At 72.6% G+C, this 25,820-nt stretch carries 27 protein-coding genes; 12 read left to right on the forward strand and 15 right to left on the reverse strand.

Features of this window, described 5'->3' with window-relative positions:
- Positions 1-5: 5 nt before the first annotated feature.
- On the forward strand, positions 6-611 hold the full coding sequence (folE, locus tag ABT084_RS32230) for a GTP cyclohydrolase I FolE (RefSeq protein WP_351051580.1): 606 nt from the start codon (positions 6-8) through the stop codon (positions 609-611).
- Positions 612-703: 92 nt separating this feature from the next.
- Here folE and ABT084_RS32235 read toward each other — a convergent pair whose 3' ends face one another.
- The 6 genes from ABT084_RS32235 to ABT084_RS32260 all read right to left on the reverse strand — a co-directional run bounded on the left by ABT084_RS32235 (position 704) and on the right by ABT084_RS32260 (position 5,643).
- Positions 704-1,183 (reverse strand): DUF3180 domain-containing protein, encoded by a 480-nt coding sequence (locus tag ABT084_RS32235; protein ID WP_351051582.1) that lies wholly within the window; start codon positions 1,181-1,183, stop codon positions 704-706.
- Positions 1,184-1,231: 48 nt separating this feature from the next.
- A complete protein-coding gene (gene folK / locus ABT084_RS32240) occupies positions 1,232-1,840 on the reverse strand; it encodes a 2-amino-4-hydroxy-6-hydroxymethyldihydropteridine diphosphokinase (protein WP_351051584.1) in 609 nt (202 codons plus the stop codon).
- Positions 1,837-2,196: a dihydroneopterin aldolase gene (gene folB / locus ABT084_RS32245; RefSeq protein WP_351051586.1), complete on the reverse strand. Its 360-nt coding sequence runs from the start codon at positions 2,194-2,196 to the stop codon at positions 1,837-1,839. The genes folK and folB overlap by 4 nt, the downstream gene beginning before the upstream one ends.
- Before the next feature lie 128 nt (positions 2,197-2,324).
- Positions 2,325-2,768, reverse strand: a complete 444-nt coding sequence (locus tag ABT084_RS32250; protein WP_351051588.1) for a nuclear transport factor 2 family protein — start codon at positions 2,766-2,768, stop codon at positions 2,325-2,327.
- Positions 2,769-2,805: 37 nt separating this feature from the next.
- Entirely contained in the window at positions 2,806-3,675 is an 870-nt protein-coding gene (folP, locus tag ABT084_RS32255; protein ID WP_351051591.1) for a dihydropteroate synthase, read from the reverse strand.
- Between the two features lie 117 nt (positions 3,676-3,792).
- Positions 3,793-5,643: a phosphatidylglycerol lysyltransferase domain-containing protein gene (locus ABT084_RS32260; protein ID WP_351051594.1), complete on the reverse strand. Its 1,851-nt coding sequence runs from the start codon at positions 5,641-5,643 to the stop codon at positions 3,793-3,795.
- A 151-nt stretch (positions 5,644-5,794) separates the two neighbouring features.
- Here ABT084_RS32260 and ABT084_RS32265 point away from each other — a divergent pair, with 151 nt between their 5' ends.
- Positions 5,795-6,904 carry an alpha/beta hydrolase gene (locus tag ABT084_RS32265; protein WP_351051596.1) on the forward strand — a complete coding sequence of 370 codons (1,110 nt, stop codon included), beginning with the start codon at positions 5,795-5,797 and terminating at the stop codon, positions 6,902-6,904.
- 127 nt (positions 6,905-7,031) lie between these two features.
- Here the strand turns inward: ABT084_RS32265 and ABT084_RS32270 are convergent, their stop codons facing one another.
- Positions 7,032-7,997, reverse strand: coding sequence for an ABC transporter ATP-binding protein (locus tag ABT084_RS32270; RefSeq protein ID WP_351051599.1), 966 nt, complete (start codon positions 7,995-7,997; stop codon positions 7,032-7,034).
- Between the two features lie 143 nt (positions 7,998-8,140).
- Here ABT084_RS32270 and ABT084_RS32275 point away from each other — a divergent pair, with 143 nt between their 5' ends.
- From ABT084_RS32275 to ABT084_RS32290, 4 genes are all read left to right on the forward strand, one after another.
- Positions 8,141-8,818, forward strand: a complete 678-nt coding sequence (locus tag ABT084_RS32275) for an ABC transporter permease (protein WP_351051648.1) — start codon at positions 8,141-8,143, stop codon at positions 8,816-8,818.
- A gap of 4 nt (positions 8,819-8,822) precedes the next feature.
- Positions 8,823-9,494, forward strand: coding sequence for an ABC transporter permease (locus ABT084_RS32280; protein ID WP_351051602.1), 672 nt, complete (start codon positions 8,823-8,825; stop codon positions 9,492-9,494).
- A gap of 50 nt (positions 9,495-9,544) precedes the next feature.
- Positions 9,545-10,528: an ABC transporter substrate-binding protein gene (locus ABT084_RS32285; protein ID WP_351051605.1), complete on the forward strand. Its 984-nt coding sequence runs from the start codon at positions 9,545-9,547 to the stop codon at positions 10,526-10,528.
- A gap of 131 nt (positions 10,529-10,659) precedes the next feature.
- A complete protein-coding gene (locus tag ABT084_RS32290) occupies positions 10,660-11,829 on the forward strand; it encodes a hypothetical protein (RefSeq protein ID WP_351051608.1) in 1,170 nt (389 codons plus the stop codon).
- A 75-nt stretch (positions 11,830-11,904) separates the two neighbouring features.
- On the opposite strand, the gene ABT084_RS32295 is transcribed toward ABT084_RS32290, so the two are convergent.
- The 3 genes from ABT084_RS32295 to ABT084_RS32305 form a co-directional block, all read right to left on the reverse strand.
- Positions 11,905-12,114 (reverse strand): hypothetical protein, encoded by a 210-nt coding sequence (locus ABT084_RS32295; RefSeq protein WP_351051610.1) that lies wholly within the window; start codon positions 12,112-12,114, stop codon positions 11,905-11,907.
- A 71-nt stretch (positions 12,115-12,185) separates the two neighbouring features.
- Positions 12,186-13,049: an arylamine N-acetyltransferase family protein gene (locus ABT084_RS32300; RefSeq protein ID WP_351051613.1), complete on the reverse strand. Its 864-nt coding sequence runs from the start codon at positions 13,047-13,049 to the stop codon at positions 12,186-12,188.
- A 100-nt stretch (positions 13,050-13,149) separates the two neighbouring features.
- On the reverse strand, positions 13,150-14,292 hold the full coding sequence (locus ABT084_RS32305; RefSeq protein WP_351051616.1) for an NADH-quinone oxidoreductase subunit D: 1,143 nt from the start codon (positions 14,290-14,292) through the stop codon (positions 13,150-13,152).
- An 88-nt stretch (positions 14,293-14,380) separates the two neighbouring features.
- Here ABT084_RS32305 and ABT084_RS32310 point away from each other — a divergent pair, with 88 nt between their 5' ends.
- Together ABT084_RS32310 and ABT084_RS32315 are read left to right on the forward strand one after the other, a co-directional pair.
- Positions 14,381-14,884, forward strand: a complete 504-nt coding sequence (locus ABT084_RS32310) for a PH domain-containing protein (protein ID WP_351051619.1) — start codon at positions 14,381-14,383, stop codon at positions 14,882-14,884.
- Positions 14,881-16,200: a PH domain-containing protein gene (locus ABT084_RS32315; RefSeq protein ID WP_351051622.1), complete on the forward strand. Its 1,320-nt coding sequence runs from the start codon at positions 14,881-14,883 to the stop codon at positions 16,198-16,200. Before ABT084_RS32310 ends, ABT084_RS32315 begins: the two co-directional genes overlap by 4 nt.
- A gap of 126 nt (positions 16,201-16,326) precedes the next feature.
- Here ABT084_RS32315 and ABT084_RS32320 read toward each other — a convergent pair whose 3' ends face one another.
- Positions 16,327-17,004, reverse strand: coding sequence for a response regulator (locus tag ABT084_RS32320; protein ID WP_351051625.1), 678 nt, complete (start codon positions 17,002-17,004; stop codon positions 16,327-16,329).
- A 49-nt stretch (positions 17,005-17,053) separates the two neighbouring features.
- Entirely contained in the window at positions 17,054-18,247 is a 1,194-nt protein-coding gene (locus tag ABT084_RS32325; RefSeq protein WP_351051628.1) for a sensor histidine kinase, read from the reverse strand.
- A 154-nt stretch (positions 18,248-18,401) separates the two neighbouring features.
- On the opposite strand from ABT084_RS32325, the gene ABT084_RS32330 reads away from it, so the two are divergent.
- Positions 18,402-19,331 (forward strand): SAM-dependent methyltransferase, encoded by a 930-nt coding sequence (locus ABT084_RS32330; protein WP_351051651.1) that lies wholly within the window; start codon positions 18,402-18,404, stop codon positions 19,329-19,331.
- 168 nt (positions 19,332-19,499) lie between these two features.
- Here ABT084_RS32330 and ABT084_RS32335 read toward each other — a convergent pair whose 3' ends face one another.
- Positions 19,500-21,047 carry a M28 family metallopeptidase gene (locus tag ABT084_RS32335; protein WP_351051631.1) on the reverse strand — a complete coding sequence of 516 codons (1,548 nt, stop codon included), beginning with the start codon at positions 21,045-21,047 and terminating at the stop codon, positions 19,500-19,502.
- Between the two features lie 287 nt (positions 21,048-21,334).
- The gene (locus ABT084_RS32340) at positions 21,335-22,459 is read right to left on the reverse strand and encodes a DUF5937 family protein (RefSeq protein WP_351051634.1); all 1,125 of its coding nucleotides are present in this window, start codon (positions 22,457-22,459) and stop codon (positions 21,335-21,337) included.
- 120 nt (positions 22,460-22,579) lie between these two features.
- On the opposite strand from ABT084_RS32340, the gene ABT084_RS32345 reads away from it, so the two are divergent.
- Positions 22,580-22,813, forward strand: coding sequence for a hypothetical protein (locus ABT084_RS32345; protein ID WP_351051637.1), 234 nt, complete (start codon positions 22,580-22,582; stop codon positions 22,811-22,813).
- 61 nt (positions 22,814-22,874) lie between these two features.
- Here ABT084_RS32345 and ABT084_RS32350 read toward each other — a convergent pair whose 3' ends face one another.
- The gene (locus ABT084_RS32350) at positions 22,875-24,038 is read right to left on the reverse strand and encodes a threonine aldolase family protein (protein WP_351051640.1); all 1,164 of its coding nucleotides are present in this window, start codon (positions 24,036-24,038) and stop codon (positions 22,875-22,877) included.
- A gap of 134 nt (positions 24,039-24,172) precedes the next feature.
- Between ABT084_RS32350 and ABT084_RS32355 the strand changes: the two genes are divergently transcribed.
- Positions 24,173-25,138, forward strand: coding sequence for a Rossmann-like and DUF2520 domain-containing protein (locus tag ABT084_RS32355; RefSeq protein ID WP_351051643.1), 966 nt, complete (start codon positions 24,173-24,175; stop codon positions 25,136-25,138).
- Positions 25,135-25,820, forward strand: a 686-nt coding sequence (gene panC / locus ABT084_RS32360; protein ID WP_351051645.1) for a pantoate--beta-alanine ligase, incomplete at its 3' end; no start/stop codon positions are given. The genes ABT084_RS32355 and panC, both read left to right, overlap by 4 nt.

The following is a 25,820-nucleotide window of genomic DNA, read 5'->3' on the forward strand; positions in this document are numbered from 1 at the left end:
AAGAGATGACCAATCCAGTGACCCTGGATGGCGTGGGCGGGGCCGGCGAGTTCGACGAGAAGCGCGCCGAGGCGGCGGTGCGGGAGCTCCTCCTCGCGGTCGGCGAGAACCCGGACCGCGAGGGCCTTCTGGAGACTCCCGCCCGGGTGGCGCGGGCCTACCGGGAGATCCTGGCGGGCCTGTGGCAGGAACCGGAGGACGTGCTCACCACGACCTTCGACCTCGGGCACGACGAGATGGTCCTGGTGAAGGACATCGAGATCGTCAGCCTCTGCGAACACCACCTGCTGCCGTTCCACGGCGTGGCCCACGTCGGGTACATCCCGGCCGAGTCAGGCAAGATCACCGGTCTGTCCAAGCTGGCCCGGCTGGTCGAGGTCTACGCGCGCCGCCCGCAGGTGCAGGAACGCCTCACCACCCAGATAGCCGACTCGCTGATGCAGATCCTGGAGGCCCGCGGTGCCATCGTCGTCATCGAGGCCGAGCACATGTGCATGTCGGTCCGCGGCATCCGCAAGCCGGGCGCCAAGACCATCACCTCGGCGGTCCGCGGCCAGCTCCGCGACCCCGCGACGCGCAGCGAGGCGATGAGCCTGATCGTGGCCCACTGAGGCGCGCCCGGGTGCACGAAGGACGGCCGTCGCGGTGCGACGGCCGTCCTTTTCGTTTCCGCGGGCCGTGGCCCGCCGCCTGCGGTCTGCGCTCAGGCGCGCGCGGTCGCGTCGTCCTCGTCGTCCGGCAGGCGCAGGACGCGCTCCAGGAAGAGGGCCGCGAGGACGACCCCGAGGCCCGCCAGGACCGAGAAGCCCGCGTAGTAGGCCTGGTCCCGCAGCGTGGGCACCTCCAGGCCGTTCGCCAGGAGGAAGACCCCCACACCGCCGTACATGCCCGCCACGAGGGCCGCCACCAGGGCGCTGGCCTGCCCGAAGACGACCGCGCGGGCCGCCATCAGGGGGTCCACGCCCTTCGCTCCGGGGCGGCGCTCCCGCTGGGCCTTGAGGCGGCCGCGCAGCGAGAGGGCGGTGGCCAGGAGCACGACGGCGATCGCCGCGAGGACGATCGGGGCGGCCAGCGGTACTCCCGGCAGCGTGCCGTAGGAGTTCCACAGCCGGGCGCCCGCCCAGGACAGCACCCCGGCGACCGCGAAGATGCCTGCCAGGACGACCGGCCTCAGTTGCTTCACGTACCCGTTCCCCGCTTTCTCAGCCAACAGCAGTGAACAGGCTAACGACTACTCCGGCAGGTGGAGTTCCAGGTCGGGGCGCGCCGTGACACCGTCCCGGCCGATTCCGGCCAGCAGGTCCGCGACCGTGCCGTGGCCGGGGATCGCGGCCTCGGGGTCCACGTCCTGCCACGGGGCCAGGACGAAGGCGCGCAGGTGCGCCCGGGGGTGCGGGAGGGTGAGCACCGGGTCGTCGGAGACCACGTCGGCGTACGAGACGATGTCGACGTCGATGGTGCGCGGCCCCCAGCGCTCCTCGCGGACGCGGTCGAAGGCCTCCTCGATGGCGTGCCCGCGCTCCAGCAGCGACGACGGCGGCAGGGTGGTCTTCACGCGGACCACCGCGTTGAAGTAGGAGGGCTGCGAGCCGGGCTCCACGCCCCAGGGCTCCGTCTCGTACACCGTGGAGACGCCCTTGACCCGCAGGCCCGGGGTGTCCCCGAGGGCGTCGATGGCGCCCTGGAGGGTCTCCAGGCGGTTGCCGAGGTTCGCGCCGAGCGCGATGACGGCCCAGCGGGGGTTGGAGAGCGTCACATCGGCCGCGTCCACCGTCTCGACGACGGAGGCGGGGACCGGCTGTACGGTCGGGTCGCTCTGTGCGTTCAGTCCGTTGTTCATGCGCGGCTCCGGGTGATCGTGATGGTCACGTCGTCGAAGGGGACGGTGATCGGGGCGTCCGGTTTGTGTACGACGACCTCCACCTGGGCGACCGCGTCGTGCTTGAGGCAGCGCTGGGCGATCCGCTCGGCGAGGGTCTCGATCAGGTCGACCGGCTCGCCCTGGACGACGTCCACGACTTCTTCGGCCACCACGCCGTAGTGCACGGTCTGCGTCAGGTCGTCGTCGGCGGCGGCGGGCCGGGTGTCGATGTGGAGCACCAGGTCGACGATGAAGGTCTGGCCTTCCTCGCGTTCCCGGGGGAAGACGCCGTGGTGTCCGCGAGCCTTGAGGCCGCGCAGCGCGATGCGATCCACGCGAATCACTCCTGCTTTCGTAGGTGCTGCCGTCCGGGGCTCCCCGGGGCAAAGGCCTGAGCCGAGTGCGGTCGGCGTCGTCCGTCTTCGAATTTACCTGCGATAAACGGCGCATCCTGCCGACGGGGTCACGAAGCGTCCTCGTCGTCGTCCTCGTCGGAGTCCGTGAGCACCGGAGAACCGTGGTGGGACCACAGGCGCCAGCCCTCCGATGTGCGACGGAACACATTCGTCGCGACGACCAGCTGCCCCACGAGGGGCCCCAGCTCGCCGCCGTCCTCGGCGGGGCCGCCGCTGAGGATGTTCTCGGTGCAGGTGACCACGGCCGTGTCGGCTATCACGGCGACCTTGGTGTCGGTCAGGAAGAACTGGATGTACTCGGTGTGGCTCATGATCAGGGCGTACGAGCGCAGCACCTCGCCGCGGCCCGCCAGCACCGGCCAGCCCGGGTGGACGCAGGAGATCTCGTCCTCGAGCCAGAGCGCCGACAGCGCGTCGAAGTCCCCCTGCTCCATCGCCTCGTAGAAGGCCGTGTTGACCTCTTCGACCGCTTCGATGTCGGTACGGCTCACCGTGCCCCTTCCCCTGCGGGTTCGCCTGCTGTGCGGATCACTGTGCCCCTTCCACGGCGCGGGCCACCCGAACCGCGTCCGCGGTCGCGCGCACCTCGTGGACCCGGACGGCCCAGGCGCCCTCGTGCGCCGCGATCGCGGAGACGGCGGCGGTGGCCGCGTCCCGCTCGCGGGCGGGCGGGGGAGCGGCGTCAGAGCCCGCCAGGACCCGGCCGAGGAACCGCTTGCGGGAGGCCGCGACCAGCAGGGGGAAGCCCAGCGCGCGCAGCTCGGGGAGGTGCGCGACCAGCGCCAGGTCGTGATCGGCGTTCTTGGCGAAGCCGAGGCCCGGGTCCACGACGAGCCGGCCGGGGGATATCCCGCCCGCGATGACCGCGTCGATCCGGTCCCGCAGCTCGGCGGTGACCTCGGCGACCACGTCGTCGTACACGGCGAGGCCGTTCATGCCCTCGCTGAACCCGCGCCAGTGCATGACCACGAAGGGCACCTCGGCGGCCGCGACGGCCGCGATCATGCCGGGGTCGGCGAGCCCGCCGCTCACGTCGTTGACCAGCACCGCGCCGGCCTCGACGGCCCGCGCGGCCACGGTGGCCCGCATGGTGTCGACGGACACGGCGACCCCCTCGGAGGCCAGGCCGCGCACCACGGGGACGACCCGGCGCAGCTCCTCCTCCTCGTCGACCCGGGTCGCGCCGGGGCGGGTGGACTCGCCGCCGACGTCCACGAGGTCGGCGCCCTGGACGACCAGGTCCAGGCCGCGCTTGACGGCCGCGGTGGTGTCGAACCAGCGCCCGCCGTCGGAGAAGGAGTCCGGGGTGACGTTCACGACGCCCATGACCCCGCAGCGGTCCCAGCCGGGCAGACCCGTGACTACGCCCCTGGCGACGGCCCCGCGCTTCGTGTTCATAGGTCCAGGGTAGAGCTGCCCTGTGGATGACAGGGCCCCGGCGCCTGTCGGCTGCCGGGGCCCTGGTGTCCGTACGGGGTGGCCGTACGCGCGTGCGGACGGCGGCCCAGGCGTGGCCTAGGCGGCCTGGACCTTGCGGTCGGTCTGGGACGGCACGTTCGCGTCGTGGTCGTGGGCGCAGTCGCGGACCTGCTTCGGACGCCGGCGGGCGGCGAAGAGGCGCGGCAGGGCGACGGTCACGAAGCCTTCCGCCTGCATCACGGCGAAGCCGATGCGGGGCAGGTCGGCGCTGTTGCGGTAGACCATGAAGCGCGGCTCCCAGCGGGGGCGGAACTTCTCGTTGAACTTGTACAGCGACTCGATCTGGAACCAGCGCGAGAGGAAGACCAGCAGGCCCCGCCACATGCGCAGGACCGGACCGGCGCCGATCTTCTCGCCGCGGGCGAGCGCCGCGCGGAACATCGCGAAGTTCAGGGAGACCTTCTCGATGCCCAGTCCGGGGGAGGCCTCCAGGGAGGCCACGATCAGCAGCTCGTTCATGCCGGGGTCGGCGGCGCGGTCGCGGCGCATCATCTCCAGCGACATGCCGTCCTTGCCCCACGGGACGAAGTGGAGGACGGCCTTCAGGTCGCCGTAGGGGCTGGTGTCGCCCTCCTGGACGCGGTGGGCGGTGGCGATGAAGCAGTCACCGTCGCCCGGGTCGCCGACCCGGCCCAGGGCCATGGAGAAGCCGCGCTCGGTGTCGGTGCCGCGCCATGCCTCCGCGGCGCCGCGCACCCGCTCCAGCTCGTCCTCGGTCAGCTCGCTGACGCGCCGGACCTTGGTCGTGTAGCCGTTGCGCTCGATGCGCTTGACCATCTGGCGGACGTTGCGCATCGCGCGCCCGGCGAGGGAGAAGTCCTTGACGTCGACGATCGCCTCGTCGCCCAGCTCCAGGGCGTCCAGACCGGTCTCGCGGGTCCACACCTCGCCGCCGGTCTCGGAGCAGCCCACGACGGCCGGGGTCCACGAGTGGGCCTTGGCCTCCTCCATGAACCGCTCGATCGCGCCGGGCCAGGCCTCGACGTCGCCTATGGGGTCGCCGGAGGCGAGCATCACACTGGAGACGACCCGGTAGGTCACGGCGGCCTTGCCGCTGGGGGAGAAGACGACGGCCTTGTCGCGGCGGAGCGCGAAGTGGCCGAGCGAGTCGCGGCCGCCGTGCTTGGCGAGCAGCTCGCGGATCTTGACCTCGTCGTCCTCGGTGAGCCGGGCCGCCGGGTGCTCGGGCCGGAAGGCGAGGTACATCGTGGTCAGCGCGGTCAGCATGCCGAGCGCGCCGAGGGAGTACCCGACGGTCCAGGACACCCGTCCGGCGTAGTCGACGGGACCCTCGAAGCCGAAGATGCCGTAGACGACGTGGGTGATCTGCTCGTAGAGGCTCGGATCGCCGACGACCTTGCCCGGGTGCGAGTTCACGATGATCAGGCCGAGGCCGATCGAGCCCGCGCTCATCAGGACGAAGTTGGCGAGCGCCTTCCAGCGGCTGCGCGGGTCCGGCAGCGCCTTGAATTCGCTCTGGTGGCGCACGAGCAGCGCGAGCAGCGCCATGGACAGCACCACGCCGACGACGGAGTGGCGGTACGTGAGCTGCGCGACCGCGCCGGCGGGCAGCAGGATGACGGCGGCCCGCCAGGCCCGGCGCTTGCGGCGCTTGAGGCCGTGGGCGAGCAGGAGGAGCAGCACGCCCGCGCTGATGGCGAGGGCGGCGGCGAAGGGGCCGAGGGATCCGGGGATCACCTCGGTGAAGGCATGGACCCTGCTGTGCCGAAAGCGCGGGGACACTCCCGCGATGATGTCGAGGAGGCCGACGAACATGACGGCCGTTCCCACCAGGCCGGGTACGGCCTCCGGTCGTGGCCCGCGAAGGATTCGGCGGACCCGACTCGGAACCTGTCCCGACTTATCGCCATCTATCCTGCTAGACATCGCTTCCCGTTGCTCCGCGAGAGATCATTGACCGAAGGCCCTGACAGCCTTCGGAGTGTGGTGCGTCCAGTAGGACGACGCGAAGGGGGAGCGGGTTCACTCTCTCTTCGGAAAAACTCGTCCTGCCACTCAGAAAGACGGCTTACTGCTCATGGGTCTCACCAGCAATCTGGTTCTGGCGCTGGCCATCATCGCCGGTGTGCTGCTGTTCGCGGCAACGGTCTGGTTCTGGCCGCGGCTCTCGGGCCGCACGTTCCGTGCGTACACCGGTCGCATCGCGCTGCTCCTGGCGACGCAGCTGGCACTGTTCTCCGCAGTCGGCCTCGCGGCCAACAAGTCCTTCCTCTTCTACGGATCCTGGGCCGACCTCTTCGGCCAGGAGACTTCGATGGGCAAGGTCGTCGACCACTCGATGAGCAGCAACGACATCAAGGTGGTCGACAAGCAGAAGCTGGACGTCCCGGGGGGCGCCCGTCCGGCCGTCGGCGGCCAGATCCTGAAGGTCTCGATAACGGGACCGAAGTCGAAGATAACGAGCCCCGGCTACGTCTGGCTGCCGCCGGAATACTTCCAGCCGCAGCACGCGAAGGCCAACTTTCCGGCCGGAATCGTGCTGACCGGTTACCCGGGCACGGCGGAAAACCTGATCAAAGGGCTGAACTACCCCATGACGGCCTTTAAGCAGGCCAAGTCGGGCAAGATGAAGCCGATGATCCTGGTCATGCTCCGCCCGACCGTCGCGCCGCCGCGCGACACCGAGTGCGTGGACATCCCGGGCGGCCCGCAGACCGAGACGTTCTTCGCGCAGGACCTCCCGAAGGCCATCACGGAGACCTTCCGGGTCGGCAAGAAGGCCGAGAACATGGCCTTCATCGGCAACTCGACCGGCGGCTACTGCGCGCTGAAGATCGCCGCGCACTACCCGAAGACCTTCGGCACGGCCGTGGGCCTGTCCGCCTACTACGAGGCTCCGAACGACCCGACCACCGGTGACCTCTTCCACGGCGACGCGAAGCTCAAGGACCGCGCCGACGTCCTCAAGAGCCTCCAGGGCAAGAAGCCGTCCGGTACGTCGTTCCTGGTCACCAGCAGCGAGAAGGGCGAGCCGAACATCGGCGACACCCGCAAGTTCATCAAGGACGTCAAGGGGCCGGACCGGGTCTCCTCGATCATCCTCGACAGCGGCGGCCACAACTTCAACACCTGGCGCCGCGAGATCCCGCCGATGATGGTGTGGCTGAGCAGCCGGGTGCAGGCCTGACCCTCCTGCCGTGCGTGAGCGGTGAGCAGGGTGAGCACGACCCGTGACCGGCCCGATGTGGCCGGTCACACGTCTGTCCGGGGGCGTGGGGTCGTCCGGGCCCGGGCCCCCGGCCCCGCCCGCGCCGTCAGGCCTCCTGGAACTCCGCCCGGCGCAGTGCCCGGTGCACGCCCTCCGGAGTGAGTACGCCGACCAGCGCGCCCGACGCCGGATCCGTGACCCCGATCCGCCCCGAGTCCTCCTGGAGCAGCGCCGCCAGCGCCTCGCGCAGCGTCGCGCCCAGCGCCACCGACGCGGCGGGCTCGGGCCGCCCGTCCACCGCGGTCAGGTCGTCCGCCGCCACCGCGGTCACCGCGAGCCGCTTGAGACCCCGGTCGCTGCCCACGAACCGGGCGACGTACTCCGTGGCGGGCGCGCCCAGCACGGCGGCCGGGCTCGCGAACTGCTCGATGGTGCCCTGGCCGTAGACGGCGATGCGGTCGCCGAGCCGGATCGCCTCCTCCAGGTCGTGCGTGACCAGCAGGATCGTCTTGTGCACGGACTTCTGCAGGGCCAGCAGATCGTTCTGGAGCCGCTCGCGCACCACGGGGTCCACCGCGCCGAACGGCTCGTCCATCAGCAGCACCGGCGGATCGGCGGCGAGCGCCCGGGCCACCCCGACGCGCTGGCGCTGGCCGCCCGAGAGCTGCTCCGGATACCGGCCCCCGTACGTGGCCGGATCCAGCCCCACCAGTTCGAGCAGCTCAGCCGCGCGGGCGCGCGCCTTGGCCTTCGGGGTGCCGATCAGCTGGGGGACGGTCGCGGTGTTCTCCAGCACCGTCTTGTGCGGGAAGAGGCCCACCTGCTGGATGACGTAGCCGATCCGGCGCCGCAGTTCGACGGGGTCGGCGGCGGCGATGTCCTCGCCGTTCAGCAGGATCCGGCCGCCGGTCGGCTCGATCAGCCGGTTGACCATCTTCATCGTGGTCGTCTTGCCGCAGCCGGACGGGCCCACGAGGGTGACCAGCTCGCCCTCGGCCACCTCGAAGGACAGGCCCTCCACGGCGGTCGTCCCGTCGGGGTAACGCTTGGTCACATGCTCGAATCGGATCACACCGCCATCCTTCCCTACCCGTGGAGGGGTTTTGTAAAGGGAGTGTTGCCCCGTTGCGAATGATTCCGGCCGCTGTCGGTGCCTCGGGTTATGGTCGCTGTACATGCGTTCGGTAAGCGTCGCGGTGACGGGGGGTGAGCACGATGGCCGGGCAGAGCTGCCTGGTGGCGAACGACTGGATCTGCTGGGAGTACGTCACGTCCCGCAGCCAGGAGCTGACGGACGCCACCCTCCAGCACGTCTGGATCACGGGCGTCTCGGTCCTCATCGGCGTCGCGATCTCGGTCCCGCTCGCCCTGCTGGCCCGCCGCGGCCGGCGCTGGGCCGCGCCCGTGCTGGGCCTGACCACCCTGCTCTACACGATCCCCTCGCTCGCCATGTTCTCGCTGCTGCTGCCGCTCTTCGGGCTGTCGGCCTCCCTCGTGGTGACCGGCCTGGTCCTCTATTCGCTGACGATCCTCGTCCGCAACGTGCTGGCCGGGCTGGAAGGCGTGCCGGAGGAGGTCCGCGAGGCCGCGCGCGGGATGGGGTACGGCCCGGGGCGCCTCCTGTGGCAGGTCGAGCTGCCGCTGGCGCTTCCGGCGCTGCTCGCGGGGGTCCGTATCGCCACGGTGTCCACCGTCGCGCTCACCACGGTCGGCTCGATCGTCGGCAAGGGGGGCCTGGGCAACCTCATCGCCCCCGCCGTGAGCAGCTCCTTCAAGGCCCAGGTGCTCACCGCCTCCGTGCTGTGCGTGCTGCTCGCGCTCGTGGCCGACCTGCTGCTGCTCGGCGTACAGCGGCTGGCCACCCCGTGGACCCGCGCCGTGCAGGAGGGCTGAGCCGATGGGAGTGCTGGGTGAGGCCTGGGACTGGCTGGCGGACGGCGCCAACTGGTCGGGCGAGAGCGGGGTCTGGCACCGGCTCGCGGAGCACGCCTACGTGAGCGGGGTGGCGCTGGCCATCGCCTGCGCCGTGGCGCTGCCGGTCGGCCTGTGGCTCGGCCACCTCGGCAAGGGCGGCGCCCTCGCGATCAACGTGTCCAACATCGGCCGGGCCGTCCCGGTCTTCGCCGTCCTCGCGCTCTTCATGGTCTCGCCGCTGCGCAGCGCGGGCTACGTCCCCACGATCGCCGCGCTGGTCCTGTTCGCCATCCTGCCGCTGCTCACCAATGCCTACGTCGGCATGCGCGAGGTGGACCGCTCGGTGGTGGAGGCGGCCCGGGGCATGGGCATGTCCGGCCGGCAGCTCTTCCTGCGGGTGGAACTGCCGCTCGCGCGCCCCCTGGTGATGACGGGCCTGCGCTCGGCGGCGGTCCAGGTCATCGCCACGGCGACGATCGCGGCCATGGTCGGCCAGGGCGGCCTCGGCCGGATCATCACCGCCGGGTTCAACACCTTCAACACCCCGCAGGTCATCGCGGGCGCCCTGCTGGTGGCGGCGCTGGCCCTGCTGGTGGAAGGCGTCCTGGTGGCGGTGGACCGGCTGCTGCTGCGCCCGGCGGTGCCCGCCCGCTGACCGTCCCCCTGTTTTCGATTCCCGCTTCTCGACTCCTGAACGGAGCAACCATGGGCAAGACCACGCGCATCCTCGGCGTCGCACTGGGCGCGGTGGCCCTCACCGCTTCGCTCTCCGCGTGCGGCGGTGACAGCCTGGAGAAGACGAAGGACGGCGGCGCCTCCGCCGGGTCCTCGTCCTCCGGGGGCAAGGGCAAGCTGGTGATCGGCGCGGCCGGCTTCACCGAGGCCAACGTGCTGGCCGAGCTGTACGCCCAGGTCCTCAAGGGCGCGGGCTACGGGACCTCGATCACCACCGTCAACAACCGCGAGCTGTACGAGCCGTCGCTGGAGAAGGGCGAGATCGACGTCGTCCCGGAGTACGCGGCGACCCTCGCGGAGTTCCTCAACGCCAAGGTGAACGGGTCCAAGGCCCCCGAGGACAAGCCGGTCGCGTCCAGCGACGTGACGGCGACGGTCGCGGCCCTGGAGAAGCTCGCGGGCCCGCTCGGGCTCAAGGCGCTCCCGGCGGGCGCGGCGGTCGACCAGAACGCCTTCGCGGTGACCAAGGAATTCGCGCAGAAGAACAACCTCAAGTCCCTTTCCGACCTGGGGAAGTCCGGGCTGAAGGTGAAGATCGCCGCGAGCGACGAATGCACCGTCCGGCCGTTCTGCGCCGTGGGATTGAAGAAGACATACGGAATCGATGTTTCCGGTATTGACCCCAAGGGCGTCGGCACCCCGCAGTCCAAGCAGGCCGTGAAGGACGGCGTCGACCAGCTCGTGCTCACCACGACCACCGACGCCACGCTCGACAGCTACGGCCTGGTGCTGCTGGAGGACGACAAGAAGCTCCAGAACGCGGACAACGTCCTGCCCGTGGTCAACGCCAAGGACGCGGGCTCCCCGGAGATCGCGGCGGCCCTGGACCGGCTCACCAAGGTGCTCACGACGGCCGATCTGGTCGACCTGAACCGCAAGGTGGACGCCGAGCGCGCCAAGCCCGCGGACGTCGCGAAGGCCTATCTGGAGTCGAAGGGCCTGCTGAAGAAGTAACCGGGACGCGGCCAAGAAGAGGCGGGCCGCGTGCAGTTACACGATTGATGGCCAAATGACGGGTAACTGCCCGGGAACAGATTGCCGGGCAGTTACCCCACAGGCCCCCTACGCCCTGTAAATTTCAGGCCATGCCCCGTGGACGCCACCGCAATCCCGAACCCCTGCACCGGCTGCTCACGCCGACGACCCTCGCAGGTGCCTCGATCACCAGCGCGGGCGTGGCCTGGCTGCTCGCGGAACCCGTGGCGCTCCGGCTGCTCGTGGCCTTCGCGGGCGCGGCCGGTGTCACCGCCGCCGTCGTCATGCGCGGCTGGGACCGGGCGGCCGGCCGCCGGGTCGCGGAGCTGACCCGCGAGCGGGTCAAGGACGAGTGGCGCACCGACGAGCGGATAGCCGAGCTGGAGTCCGACCTCGAGGAATCCCGCGCGCTGCGCACCCGGCTGGACACCAAGCTGCGCGCCAAGCGGGTCGAACTGGCGGGGCTGCGCGGCGAGCACGCGGCGCTGCTGCGCCGGTACGCGACGGCGGAGACCGAGCGGGCGAGCGCGCTGGAAGGCCGCCGACTGCTGGCCATCGAGGCCGCCGCGGCCCCGGCGGCCGCGCCGAAGGAACTCCCGCCGGTCTCCGAGGAGCGCACCGCGAGCGGCGCGCCCACCCCGGTGGGCTACGCCCGGGCCAACGCCGCCCTGGGGGCCCTCGCCCGCAAGGCGGAGGCCAACGGGGCCGGTGCGGCGCACCAGGCCCGGCGGCCCGAGCGCAGCGCGCGGGCCGAAGCGGTCGTCGTGGCGGCGGCCGGAGCGCGAACGGAATCCGGAGCGGAATCCGGAGAGGGACCCGGAACGGAAGCCGGAGCGCGGGCCACCTCGGCCGCGGATGCGGAACCCGGCGCTGCCGCTGCGGACGCCGCCGACGCGGTCGTCCCGCCGCAGGCGGTCACGCACGCACGGCCCGGCCCGGCCGCCGCGGTCCCGGCCCGGCGGCTCGCGGCGGCCGTGGCCCCCTACTCCGCGTCCCGCCGTACGGTCTCCCGCGTCGAGGGCGGCTTCGACTTCTTCGGCACCAAGACCCCCGCCCAGGCCCGCGCCGTGATCGAGTCGGTCCAGAACGAGGACCTCGCCGACGTCGTGGGCGCCGAGGTGCTGGCGGCCCACAAGGCGGAGGCGGTGGCCGAGGCGGGCCGACCGGAGTACAAGCCCTCCACCCCCGAACTGCGCGCCGTGGGCCAGGTCATCGACCTGACCGCCCACGACGAGACCGAGCCGATCGACGTCGTGCAGCTGCGCACCGCGATCTCCTAGGCCCCGACCCCACCGCCGTCCGCCGTCCGCCGTCCGCCGGCCACCGGGAGCGGGGTGGCGCTCCGGGCGACCCGGTCAGAACAGCGGCAGCTGCCCCGGGTGTTCCGCGAGCACGAAACCGTCCAGGGTCGGCGCCGAGGCGCCCAGCACCACGCGCGCCCGCGAACCGGGGCAGGAGACCAGCTCGCCACGGTTCGCGGGCGGATCGTGGCGGGCGATCCGGCCGGCGGTCACGGCGCAGTCGCGTCCGCAGGCGGGGCAGGCACGGCGGGGGGAGTGGGACATGCCCCAAGTCTGCCCCCTCGCACGGACATCGCCAGCGCCGCGGACATCGCCAGCGCCGTGGTCACCCGTCGCTAGGCCTTCTCCTTCTCCTCCAGCTCCTCCAGCTTGTCGGCCGCCGGGGCGTTCGCGCGGGTCCACAGGACGGCCCGGTCCGCCGCGTCCAGATCGTCCAGCTCCCGCCCGAAGACCCCCGCGAGCACCTCGAAGAACTCCGCGGCGCTGCCCAGCTCCCGCTTGACCGGGGCGGTGTGGGCCTCGACCCGGCTCAGGGTGCGGCCGCGCAGCACGTCCATCCCGGTCGCGTCACGGCGCAGGGCGGCGAGGGTCCGTACGAAGCCGGAGTCGGCGGCGGTGGTCAGCCGGACGTGCTCGGCCGCGAAATCGGCCATCGTCGCCGGAGCCGAGCGGAAGTTCATCACCGGGAAGGGCCCGCCCACGTTGGCGAAGGTCCAGCCGCCGCCCTTCCGCAACGGGGTCAGGGTGTACGCGAAGCCGCCCTGCAGGCAGCCGCCCTCGCGCAGCGGCATCGGTTCGTACGGCCCGTCGCCGAGTCCGGTGTCCACGAAGTACGCCTCCCCTTCCACCCGGACGCTCAGCGCGAGGTGGTTGCCGCTGATCTTCTGGGAGGCGCGCTCGTCGGACACACCGCCGACGTGCCGGGTGACCTCGTACCCGAGCGCTTCGAGGAGCAGGGCGAAGGCGCCGTTGAGGTGGAAGCAGTATCCGCCGCGCCCGGCGGCGAACCGGCGGGCCGACAGCTCGGGGTCGATGCCCGGCGGCCGCCCGAGCTGGATGTCGAGGTTCTCGTACGGGACGCGTTCGACGTGCGCGCGGTGCAGCGCGAACAGCGCGGCGGCCGAGGGCGGTCCGGGCTCGCCGATGCCGAGCCGCCGCAGGTACGCGCCCGCCAGTGCCGGGCTCAGGCCAGAAGTCATGACCCCACCCTGCTGGTTCGCCCCGCCCTTGTCATGGGCTTTGCGGGGGCGGGGCAGGGCGGGGCAGGGCAGGGCAGGGAGGGGGGCCGGGCGCCCGCGGCTACTTGTCGATGTCGCCCACGACGAAGAAGAGCGAGCCGAGGATGGCCACCATGTCCGCGACCAGCTGTCCGGGCAGCAGCACGGCCAGCGCCTGGATGTTGTTGAAGGACGCGGACCGCAGCTTCAGCCGGTACGGGGTCTTCTCGCCCTTGGAGACGAGGTAGTAGCCGTTGATCCCGAGCGGGTTCTCGGTCCAGGCGTACGTCTCGCCCTCCGGCGCCTTCAGGACCTTCGGGAGGCGCTGGTTGACCGGGCCGGGCGGCAGCTGTTCCATCCGGTCCAGGCAGGCCACCGCGAGGTCCAGCGCGTTGTGGGTCTGGTCCAGCAGGCACTCGAACCGGGCCAGGCAGTCGCCCTCGGTGCGGGTGACCACCTTGAGGACGTCCTGCAGTTCGCCGTAGGCGAGGTACGGCTCGTCGCGGCGCAGGTCGAAGTCCACGCCCGAGGCGCGGGCGATCGGCCCGGAGACGCCGTACGCGTGCACCGCCTCCGCCGACAGGACGCCGACGCCGCGGGTGCGGCCGCGGAAGATCTCGTTCCCGTGGACCAGGTCGTCGTACACGTGCATCCGCGACCGGACGTCGGCCACGGCGGCCCGCGCCCGGCCGAGCCAGCCCGCCGGGAGGTCCTCCTTGAGGCCGCCGACGCGGTTGAACATGTAGTGCATCCGGCCGCCGGAGATCTCCTCCATGACCGCCTGGAGCTCCTCGCGCTCCCGGAACGCGTGGAAGATCGGGGTGATCCCGCCCAGCTCCAGGGGGTACGACCCCAGGAACATCAGGTGGTTCAGCACCCGGTTCAGCTCGGCGAGCAGCGTGCGCATCCACACCGCGCGCTCGGGGACCTCCATGCCGAGCATCCGCTCGACACCCATGACCACGCCCAGCTCGTTCGAGAACGCGGACAGCCAGTCGTGGCGGTTCGCGAGCATCACGATCTGGCGGTAGTCCCGCGCCTCGAAGAGCTTCTCGGCGCCGCGGTGCATATAGCCGACCACGGGCTCGGCGGAGATGATCCGCTCGCCGTCCAGGACGATGCGCAGGCGCAGCACGCCGTGCGTGGAAGGGTGCTGGGGGCCGATGTTGAGCACCATGTCGGTGCTCTCCGCCGCTCCGCCGATGCCGACCGTGGTCTCCGTCATGCGCGCATTCTCGCAGCCGAAGGGGGTGGCGTGTCGATCAGGCCGCGGGCCCGGCCTGATCGACACGCCACCCCCCTAGGGTGGGGGCATGGAAACGGGGACTTCGGGTGGGGCGCGCGGTGGGGCGGACGGGCCCGGGTGGGTGGGGCTGCCCGTGGGGCTGCTCACGATGCGGCGGCTGCTGCTGGTGATGTGGGCGGCGCTGTCCGCCATCGGTACGGGCGTCCTGCTCGGGCTGCTGGCCGGGCCGGCGTGGGCGGCGTTCGCCGTGGTGTGGGTCGCCCCGGCGGCCTGGTGCTGGGTGCTGCTCGGGCGGAACTGGCGGTCCTGGCGGTACGCCGAGCGGGCCGACGACCTGCTGATCAGCCGCGGGGTGATGTGGCGGCAGGAGACCGTGGTCCCCTACGGGCGGATGCAGCTGGTCGAGGTGACCTCGGGGCCGCTGGAGCGCCGCTTCGGGCTGGCGACCGTACAGCTGCACACGGCGGCCGCGACCACGGACGCGACCATCCCCGGGCTGGTCCCGGCGGAGGCCGAGCGGCTGCGCGACCGGCTGACCGAGCTGGGCGAGGCAAGGTCGGCGGGCCTGTGACGGGCCCGACGCCCGCCGTGGAGCGCAGGCTGCACCCCTTCACGCCGCTGCGGCGCGCATGGGTGCCGATCGGCGGTACCGCCGGTGTGCTCGTCCAGCAGGGCGAGCGCGCCCAGGAGTGGGTCAAGGACTCCGCCGTGGGGCTGGGCAGCGGGCTGGGAGCCCTGGTGCTGCTCGCCGTGGTCGCGGCCGCGGGCCTCTACGGCTTCCTGAGCTGGCGCTTCACGTACTACGCCGTCACCCCCACCGAACTGCGCGTCCGCACCGGGCTCTTCTTCCGCCGTACCGCGCACATCCGCCTGGACCGGATCCAGGCCGTCGACGTCACCCGGCCGCTGCTGGCCCGGATCGCCGGGGTCGCCAAGCTCAAGCTCGACGTCATAGGCACCGAGGACAAGGACGAGCTGGCCTTCCTCTCCGAGAAGGACGCGGTCGCGCTGCGGGCCGAGCTGCTGGCGCGGGCCGCCGGATTCGCCCCCGAGGAGGCCGTCGGGCTCGGTGAGGCTCCGGTGCGGGAGCTGCTGCGCCTGAGCACCCGGCAGCTGGTCGAATCGCTGCTGCTCAGCATGGGCGTGTTGGCGGCGGTGGCGGCCGGGCTCGCCGCGCCCGCCGTGGTGTTCTGGCTCAGCTCCAACCTGTGGGCCGCCATGGTCACGCTGGTGCCGCTGCTGGGGGCGATGTGGGGGCGCAGCCTGGGCCGGTTCCTGACCGAGTACGACTGGACGGTCGCCGAGTCGCCGGACGGCCTGCGGCTGGACCACGGGCTCGCGGACCGGGCGCACGAGACGGTGCCGCCGGGGCGGGTGCAGACCGTGCGGATCGTGGAGCCGCTGCTGTGGCGGCGGCGCGACTGGGTGCGGGTGGAGCTGGCGGTGGCCGGGTCGAAGAACGACGTCCTGGTGCCGGTCGCTTCGCGGGAGGCGGCGTACGGGGTGATCGCGCGGGTGCTGCCGGGGGTGGACCTGGGCGGGCTGGAGTTCTCGCCCTCGCCGCGGGGCGGGGCGCGGTGGATCGTGCCGGTGTGGTGGAAGGGGTACGGGCTGGCCGTGACGCCGGAGGTGTTCGTGGCGCGGCGGGGGCGGGTGTGCCGGCGGACGGAGATCGTGCCGCACGCGAAGGTGCAGAGCGTGCGGGTGACGCAGGGGCCGTGGGTGCGGCTGGGGGGGTTGGCGAACGTGCACCTGGACACCGGGGCCAACCAGGCCGTGACGGCGTCGTTGCGGGGGGCCGCGGACGCGGCCGAACTCCTGGCCGCCCAAGCGGCCCGCTCCCGCACCTCCCGGGCCACGTCCCGCCCGGACCGCTGGATGACCTGACGCGACGCCGCCCCGCGCCCGTGCCCCAGGGGCGCTGCCCGGCCTCTGGCGTGCGTCGGCTCCCCCGCCGGCCTCCGGAGGGGAGGCCGGGCCGCGGGTACTCAGGGGGCCGGGCCCCCGGAAGGGCTAGGGCGTGGGGCCGCCGCCCGCTCGGACCAGGCCCGTTTCGTAGGCCAGGACGACCACCTGGACGCGGTCGCGGAGGTTCAGCTTCGTCAGGATGCGGCCCACGTGCGTCTTGACCGTGGCCTCCGAGAGGACGAGCCGCGCCGCGATCTCGCCGTTCGACAGCCCCTGGGCGACCAGGAGCATGACCTCCCGCTCGCGCTCCGTCAGCCGCTCGACGTCCTTGTTCTGCGGCTCCGCCGAGGTGGACGGCAGCATCGGCGCGAACCGGTCCAGCAGCCGCCGCGTCGTCGACGGCGCGACCACCGCGTCCCCGGAGTGCACCGACCGGATCGCGGCCAGCAGCTCCCCGGGCGGCACGTCCTTGAGCATGAAGCCGCTCGCCCCCGCCTTGAGCCCGGAGAAGGCGTACTCGTCGAGGTCGAAGGTGGTCAGGATGATCACCTTGGGGTGCTCGTCCGGCTCGCAGATCCGCCGGGTCGCCTCGACCCCGTCGAGCTTCGGCATGCGGACGTCCATCAGCACCACGTCGACCTTCGTGGCCCGCAGCACCTCCAGCGCCTCCAGACCGTTCCCGGCCTCGGCCACCACCTCCATGTCCGGCTGGGCGGCGAGCACCATCCGGAAGCCGGTGCGCAGCAGCACCTGGTCGTCGACGAGCATCACTCGGATGGACATCAGTTCGCTTACCTCGTCCTCATCGTCATCGTCATCGCCATAGTCATCGTCACTTCTTCAGCGGGAGCAGTGCGCTGATCCGGAAGCCGCCGCCGGGGCGCGGCCCCGCGTCCAGGGTTCCGCCGACCATACCGACCCGCTCCCGCATGCCGATCAGGCCGTGTCCGGCGCCGTCCGCGCCGCCGTCCTCGTACAGTTCGTGGGCCGCGCCCCGCCCGGTGTCCTCGACCAGCAGGCCGAGCCCGTCGTCGAAGTAGACCAGCCGGACGCTCGCGCTGGCATCGGGGCCGCCGTGCTTGCGGGTGTTGGTCAGGGCCTCCTGGACGATCCGGTACGCCGTCAGCTCCACGCCCGTCGGCAGCGGCCGCGGGGCCCCCTCGACCTCGAAGTCGACGGTGAGTCCGGCCGTACGGACCTGCTCGACCAGCACCTCGATCTGCTCGACGTCGGGCTGCGGCACGTAGTCCTCGGACTCCTGCGGTTCGCCGGTGCGCAGCACGCCGAGCAGGCGGCGCATCTCGGCGAGCGCCTGGCGGCCGGTGCCGGAGATCGTCTGGAGGGCTTCCTTGGCCTGTTCGGGCGCGGCGTCCATGACGTAGGCGGCGCCGTCGGCCTGGACGACCATCACCGACACGTTGTGCGCGACGACGTCGTGCAGCTCGCGGGCGATCCGGGCGCGCTCCGCGGCCACCGCGATCTTGGCCTGGGCCGCGCGCTCGCCCTCCAGGCGCTGATTGCGCTCGATCAGCTGGGCGTAGTACGCCCGCCGGGTGCGCAGGGAGTCGCCGAGGACCCAGGCCAGCGCGAAGGGCACGATCAGCATGAGGACGAAGAAGATGTCGGAGTAGACGTCGTTCTTGTCGACGCCCCAGCGCAGCGCCGTGACGGGGGAGGCGAGCAGGCCGAGCGCCAGCGCGGTCCGCGAGACCCAGCGTGCTTCGTCTCCGGCCGCGACGGTGTAGACGATGACCAGCATGGCGAGGTTGGCCAGGTTCGGCAGGGAGCCGCTGGCCAGCTGGTAGAGGCCCGTGCCGAGGGTCAGCCACAGCATGGGCCGGGTCCACTTGCGGCGCAGGGCCACGACCGCCGACAGCGCGAACACGGTCGGTACGGCGAGCAGCCGCTCGCGGGTCGAGTCGTAACTCCCGGATACCTGCAGCATGGCCATCCCGAAGAGGAGGACAGCCCAGAAGCTGTCGACGCCCGTCGGGTGTCTGCGGAGGAAATCGTAGAGGCGCTGCACGTAACCCAGAGTAGGGACAGTGGATAGGTGCTGGAGTCAACCACAGGTGCGATCCGTGCGCGGGAGGTGTACTCCCCAAGGTGGAGGCGGCCTTAGCCTTTCTGCGGTGAGCACTCAGGGTGAAGGCGCGGAGCCGGTCCGGTGGCGGGACGCGATGGAGCGCGCGCTGTACGGGCCGCAGGGGTTCTACGTGCGCCCGGGCGGCCCCGGCCCCGCCGGGCACTTCCGCACCTCCGTGCACGCTTCCCCGCTGTACGCGGCCGCCGTGGCGCGGCTGCTGCTGTGGGTGGACGCGGAGCTGGGGCGTCCGGCGGAGCTGGACCTGGTCGACGTGGGCGCCGGGCGCGGGGAGCTGCTGACGGGGGTGCTGGGGGCGCTGCCGCCGGAGGTGGCGGCGCGGGTGCGGGCGTACGCCGTGGAACGGGCCGCCGAGCCGGGTGGGCTCGACCCGCGGATCCGGTGGGTGGCCGAGCCGCCCGCCGGGACGCGGGGGCTGCTGTTCGCGAACGAGTGGCTCGACAACGTGCCGCTGGACGTGTCCGAGGGGGGCCGGTACGTGCTGGTCGCCCCCGACGGTACGGAGTCGCCCGGGGGGCCGGTGGAGGAGGCCGACCGGGAGTGGCTGGAGCGGTGGTGGCCCGGGTGGGGCGGCGGCCGTGCCGAGATCGGCCGGGCCCGGGACGAGGCGTGGGCGGCGGCCGTGGCGAGCCTGGAGCGGGGGCTGGCGGTGGCGGTGGACTACGCCCACGGGCGGGAGGCGCGGCCGCCGTACGGGACGCTGACCGGGTTCCGGGCGGGGCGGGAGGTGCCGCCGGTGCCGGACGGGACGGCCGATGTCACCGCGCATGTCGCGCTGGACGCGTGTGCGGGGGAGGGGTCGGTGTTGCTGACGCAGCGGGTGGCGCTGGGGGCGCTGGGGGTTTCGGGTGGGCGGCCGCCGCTGGCTCTTGCGTCCACGGATCCGGCCGCGTACGTGCGTGCGCTCGCGGGGGCGGGGGAGGCGGCGGAGCTCACCGGGCGGGGTGGGCTGGGGGACTTCGGGTGGCTGGTCCAGCCGGTGGGCCTGGCGGCCTGGCCGGGGTGACCGTGCGCCTCCGCGGGGTGGCGGGTGGCCGCTGCGCGGGGCCTTCCCCTACCCGCCCCTTCCCGAAACCGGGCTCCGCCCGGACCCGGTCCTCGAACGCCGGACGGGCTGGATCTTTCAGCCTCGCCGGCGTTTGAGGCGCGGGGTCCGGGGCTGAGCCCCGGGGTGTTACTCCGGTACGCCGTCGTGGCCCGCGTGGAGGCCGCCCCCGCTGCCGGAACCACCGGTCGGGTGGGACGCGACCGGCTGGGTCAGCGGGGCCAGGTCGTAGGCGTAGTGGCCGACCGCGTTGGCGATGACGTCGACGTTGATGTCGAGCGCCTTCTGGTCGATGTTCGTGATGTCGTCACCCTTGGCGTGGTAGTTCACGTCGTAGGCGACCCCGGCCGTACCGCCGAACTTCGCGGCCTGCGCCGGCGTCTTGATGCCCTCGGCGCCGGTGAAGGTGCCGCCCGAGGGGATGCCGACCCCGATGAACGGGCCGTAGTCCGAGCGGCCGGAGAAGTCCGTGCCCTCGTGCGGGACGTTCTTGGAGTCGAGGAAGTCGGTGATCCCCTTCTCCAGCTGCGCCGAGCCCGCCGGGCCGGGGCCCGCGCCGGTGGCGTCCGAGTCGTCGCCGTCGTAGACGAAGTACGCGGAGTTCGGCGAGGCGATCATGTCGAAGTTCAGGTAGAGCTTGATCTGCTTCTGCTGCGCCGGGGTCAGCGAGGCGACGTACGCCTCGGAGCCGAGGAGGCCGTACTCCTCCGCCGACCACCAGGCGAACCTCACCTTGTTCTTGACCTTCGACTGGCTGCTCGCGAGCCGCTGCGCGACCTGGAGGATGCCGGCCGAGCCGGAGCCGTTGTCGTTGATGCCGGGGCCCGCCGCGACCGAGTCGAGGTGCGCGCCGAGGAAGACGGTGTTGTCCGCGTCGCCGCCCTTGGTCTCCGCGATGACGTTGTACGTCTTGCGGTTCTCGCGCAGCTCCCGCAGGTCGAGGGTGACCTCGACCGGGCCGGACGCCAGGTCGGCGATGAGCTTCTCGCCGTCCGCCTGGCTGATGCCGCCGGTGGGGACCTTGCCCACGGCCGGGTCGCCCAGGGTGCCGTTCAGGGCGCCGTCGGTGTTGTTGAAGATGATCGCGCCGACCGCGCCGGCCGCGGCCGCGTTGGTCTGCTTGACGGCGAAGGTGCAGCCGCCGCGTTTGACCAGCGCGATCTTGCCCGTGAAGGCGCCCGGCGCGAAGTCGCCCGGCTCGCAGCCGTTGCTGCCGTCCGCGTCGACGGGGGCGGCGGCCACCTGGGCGGTGACGCCCCCGGCGGGGCCGCTCGCGGTGTAGGTCATCAGGTGGATCGGGACGTCGCGGGGCGCGGCGCCGGTCACCTTCAGGGTCTGGGCGATGGCCTCGACGTACACGAAGTCGAATTCGTTCTTCGTGACCGTGTAGCCGGCCGCCTTGAGGACCTGGCTGATGTACGTCGCCGACTGCTCGTGGCCCTTCGAACCGGCCACCCGGGTGCCGTTGTTGTAGTCCGCGATGGACTGGAGGACCTTCAGGTGGTTGTAGGCCCCCTTCCCCGTCGCCTCCGCGACCAGCTTCCTGGCCAGCGCGTCGCCCCGTGCGGCGTCACTGGCCGGGGAGCTCGCTCCGGCCGGTCCCGCGAGCAGCAGGGGCGAGACGAGTGCTGCGGCCGCCAGGGCGGCGGTGGCTGCGGCTATACGGCGTGAGGGCATGCAGAAGTCCTTTCACGACAAGCGGGGCAGACGGACGAACGGACGAACGGGCAAACGGGCAAACGGGCAAACGGACGAACGGGCAGACAAGCGCGAACGAGCAAGCAGAAGCCTCGGCTGAAACTGTGAAGGAGCTGTGTGGCCGATGTGACGCACGTTAGGCATCAAAGCGCCGCTATGGCCAGAGTTTTCGCCGATTCCGGATTATGAATTCCGTATATCGGTACGTCGATACGGACCCGGCCGACGCATTCCGGCCAGCCCCGGACACCCCTCCCGACCAGCCGTTACCGCAGGATTCCCTCGATGAAGTCCGAGCCGATGCGCGACACCGTGGCCAGATCCAACTCATGCTGTACGTACCGCCCTTGGCGCCGCGTCCGCAGGAGTCCGGCCTTCTTCAGCACGGACAGGTGACGCGACACCTCGGGCGCGGATATCCCGTACACCGTGGCCAGTTCGCTCGTCGTATACGAGGCCCGCGCAAGACTTCGGCACAGCCGCATCCGCATCGGATGGGCCAGTGCCTCCATCCGCCGCTGGAGCAGTTCCACCGAGCCGGGGGACGAGGTGAGTTCGGGCGAACCGATCGGATAGTGGACCACCGGCCGCCAGCCGGGGGCGTGCAGCACCAGCAGGTGCGGCCAGCCGAAGTTCGTGGGGATGAAGACCAGTCCGGACCCGACGCGCGGATCGGTCGCCGTCGCCGAACCGTGGACCATCTTGTCCACGGTGATCCGCGTCCCGGCCGCGTCCACGCTCAGCGCCGCCGAGACCTCCTTGAGCGCGGCGGGCAGGCCCTTGTGGCGCAACACCTCCGCCTTGTGCCGGGCGTCCGCGCTCTGGCGCGGCTCGATCCGCCGCCAGGTGTCCGCGAAGAACGCCTCGTCGCAGTCCTCCAGCAGCCGCCGCAGCCAGACCCGGACCGCCGCCGGGTCGTCCAGCAGCCGCAGCGAGAAGTCCAGCTGGCGCGGCCCGCGCGCGGCCGCCGTCTCCAGCGCCTTCGCCCGGGCCGCCGGGTCGGTCAGCGGGGACGCCGCCGTGCCGTCGTTGTAGAGCGCCAGCCAGCAGTGCTCCAGCGCGGCCAGCACGAACCGCTCGTCGTCCATCCGGTCCAGGACGTCGAGCTCCTCCGCGAGCGTGGCGGCCGGCCGCCCGGACCCGCCGGGCACGGCAGCGAAGGGCATGAAGATGTCCGCGAACGAACTGCGCCACATGAAGTCCCCCTCCAGCAGCCGGTCGGCCAGGCAGGGGTTCATCGCGGCGGTGGTGGCGGTGATCCAGGAGCTCAGCCCCGTGTGGTGGGCGGGCTGCGAGAGCGCGTGCAGCGCCATGCACAGCTCGGCCAGCGGTGAGGGCGCGAAGGTGATGCGCCCGGTGGGCAGGCCGGCGATGTCGATGGTGACGCTCATGGGCTCATTCTGGCCGGTCAGAGCACGATGGTGCGCCATCGCGCACGGCCGTGATGGGCCGATTGACGGCACGCGTCAATCGACGGGCGGGATGCCGCCGACAGAGTGAGAGTGGAGGACATGACCGCCATTGAGCAGTACCTCCTCGACACCTACCGGGCCACCCAGCACCAGACCCCGATGCCGCCCGAGCCCGGCCGCCACGACCTCCGGGAGCTGCGCGCCGTCCGTACCTACGCGCGGTTCCAGGCCGTACTCGACGGCAGGGAGGCGCGCCACCCGTGGCGCGCGGCCCTGCACCGCGTACTGACCCGGCTGCTGCACCACGCTCCGCACCGGGCGCGGTCCTGCTGACCGGGCCCGGTGGGGCCCACCGGGGAGCGGGCCCCGCCCGAGCGCGCCGCCCCTGCGCCCCCTACGCCTTCCCGAGCCCCTCGATCCGCTCCACGAAGCCGCGGACCGCGTCCCGGACGTCCTGCTCCGTCCAGGACAGCGCCTCCTGGGCGACCGTCAGCTCCGCCAGCGCCAGCCCGGGCGGGCCCTCCGCCCACCAGCGGCCGAACAGCTGGGTCCCGGTCTCCTCCGCCTGGCGCACCGACGCCTCCGTCAGCGCGTCCGCGTCGTACGCCGCCCACACGTGGAACTGGTGGGTGGTCGGCACCTCCGGCTGGATCCGGAACCACGGCAGCCCCGAGGCCTCCAGGCCCTCCCGCAGCGCCCGCGCGACCACCTTGGCGTGCGCGACGTACGACGGCAGCTTCGGCAGCTCCCGCTCCAGCCCGGCCAGCGCGCTCAGGACCTGCGGGTACTGGCGGAACACCTGGCCGCCGTACCGGTGGCGCCACACGCGCGCCTCCTCGATCAGCGTGCGCGGTCCGGCCAGCACGGCGCCGCTCAGCCCGCCGAGCGACTTGTAGAAGGAGACGTACACGGAGTCCGCGAGGGCCGCGATCTCCGGCAGCGTCTTCCCGAAATGGACGGTGGTCTCCCAGAGCCGCGCCCCGTCGAAGTGGATGACCGCGTCCCGCTCCCGGCCCGCCGCGACCAGCTCCTCCAGCTCCTCCCAGGTGGGCAGCAGGAACCCCGGATCGCGCAGCGGCAGCTCCACCATCAGCGTGCCGAAGGGCTCGGGGTGCTCGCGCACCTCCGCGGCCGTCGGCTGGCGCAGCTCGCTCGTCGGGTGCACCGTGCGCAGCCCCGATACGACGGGCAGCGCGGCGTCCTCGTAGCGCTCGGGGTGGCTGCGCGGGTGCAGGGCCACCACCGGGTTGCCGGTACGGCCCGCCCAGCAGCGCAGCGCGACCTGCTGGGCCATGGTCCCGGACGGGAAGTACGCCGCGTCCTCCAGGCCCAGCAGCTCCGCGACCCGCGCCTCCAGCTCCGCGACCACCCCGTCGCCGTACGTGTCGGCCTCTTCCGCGGGGTCCCGGCCCAGCAGGGCGGGCAGGGCGGCGAGCTCCGCCAGCTGTTCCGCGACGGTCCGGTCCGCGCCGCCGCGGGAGAGCTTGCGCTCCGCGCCCCGGAAGGCGTCCCGCCGCCGGATCTTCTGCTCCGCGTCGTCGTCCTTGTCGTATGCCATGGCCCGATCCTGCCCGATCCGTCCGGGCCGACTCCGCGGAGGCGGACGGGCCGGACGGCCAGCGGCGGCAGGGCCTACGATGGCGGCGTATCGTCCGGTACCCCCCGCGGACTGGAACGGAAGGCTCGCCCCGCGTGAACACAGCCCATCAGACGGAGTTCCGGGATCCCTCGGACCGCCCCGCCCGGCTCACCGTCGGTGTCGTCGGCGCCGGCCGCGTCGGCCCGGCCCTCGCCCGCGCGCTCCAGCAGGCCGGACACCGGCCCGTCGCCGTCTCGGGCGTCTCCGACGCCTCCCGGCGGCGCGCGGAGGAACTCCTGCCCGACGTGCCGCTCGTCCCGCCCGGCGAGGTCCTCGCCCGGGCCGAGCTGGTCCTGCTGACGGTCCCCGACGACACGCTTCCCGCGCTCGTCGAGGGCCTCGCCGAGACCGGCGCGATCCGCCCCGGACAACTGCTCGTGCACACCTCCGGGCGCTACGGGACGGCCGTACTGGACCCCGCGCGGCGCGCCGGGGCCCTGCCGCTCGCCCTGCACCCCGCGATGACCTTCACCGGGACCATGGTCGACGTGCAGCGCCTCGCGGGCTGCTCCTTCGGGGTGACCGCGCCCGACGAGCTGCGCCTGGCCGCCGAGGCCCTGGTCATCGAGATGGGCGGCGAGCCCGAATGGATCGCGGAGGAGGCCCGTCCGCTCTATCACGCGGCCCTCGCGCTCGGCGCGAACCACCTGGTCACCCTGGTGGCCCAGGCCATGGAGCTGCTGCGCACCGCGGGCGTCGAGCACCCCGACCGGATGCTCGGCCCGCTGCTCGGCGCGGCCCTGGACAACGCCCTGCGCTCCGGTGACGCGGCGCTGACCGGCCCGGTCGCCCGCGGCGACGCCGGTACGGTCGCGGCCCACGTCGCCGAGCTGCGCAAGCACGCCCCCAGCACCGTCGCGGGCTACCTCGCGATGGCCCGGACCACCGCGGACCGGGCCCTCGCGCACGGCCTGCTCAAGCCGGAACTGGCCGAGGACCTGCTCGGCGTGCTCGGCCAGGACGCCGAGCTGCCGCCGACCCCGGGCACCCCGGGCGACCTGGGAGGGGACCCCCGATGACGGAGCTGCTGTCCACCGCGGGCGAGCTGGCGGCGCTGCCCCGCGTCCAGGACGCCCCGCGCGTCGTGGTCATGACCATGGGCGCCCTCCACGAGGGCCACGCCACCTTGATCCGCACCGCCCGCGAGCGCGCCGGGAGCGCCGGCCAGGTCGTCGTCACCGTCTTCGTCAACCCCCTCCAGTTCGGGGCGAACGAGGACCTCGACCGCTACCCCCGCACCCTCGACGCGGACCTGGAGATCGCCGCGGCCGCCGGCGCCGACGCGGTGTTCGCCCCGGCCGCCGACGAGGTGTACCCGGGCGGCGAACCGCAGGTACGGATCAGCGCCGGCCCCATGGGCACCCGGCTGGAGGGCGCCACCCGCCCCGGCCACTTCGACGGCATGCTGACCGTCGTCGCCAAACTGCTCCACCTCACGCGCCCCGACGCCGCGCTGTTCGGGCAGAAGGACGCGCAGCAGCTGGCGCTGATCCGGCGCATGGTGACCGACCTGAACTTCCCGGTCGAGGTCGTCGGCGTACCCACCGTCCGCGAGGACGACGGACTCGCGCTCTCCAGCCGCAACCGCTACCTCTCGGGCCCCGAGCGCCGGACCGCCCTCGCGCTGTCCCGCGCCCTGTCCGCGGGCCGCGACCGGCTCGCCGCGCAGGCCGCGCTGCGCGAGCGCGCCGAGGCCGGGGC

The sequence above is a fragment of the Streptomyces sp. NPDC002138 genome, assembly GCF_040296485.1.
In the GTDB taxonomy this organism is placed as follows: domain Bacteria; phylum Actinomycetota; class Actinomycetes; order Streptomycetales; family Streptomycetaceae; genus Streptomyces.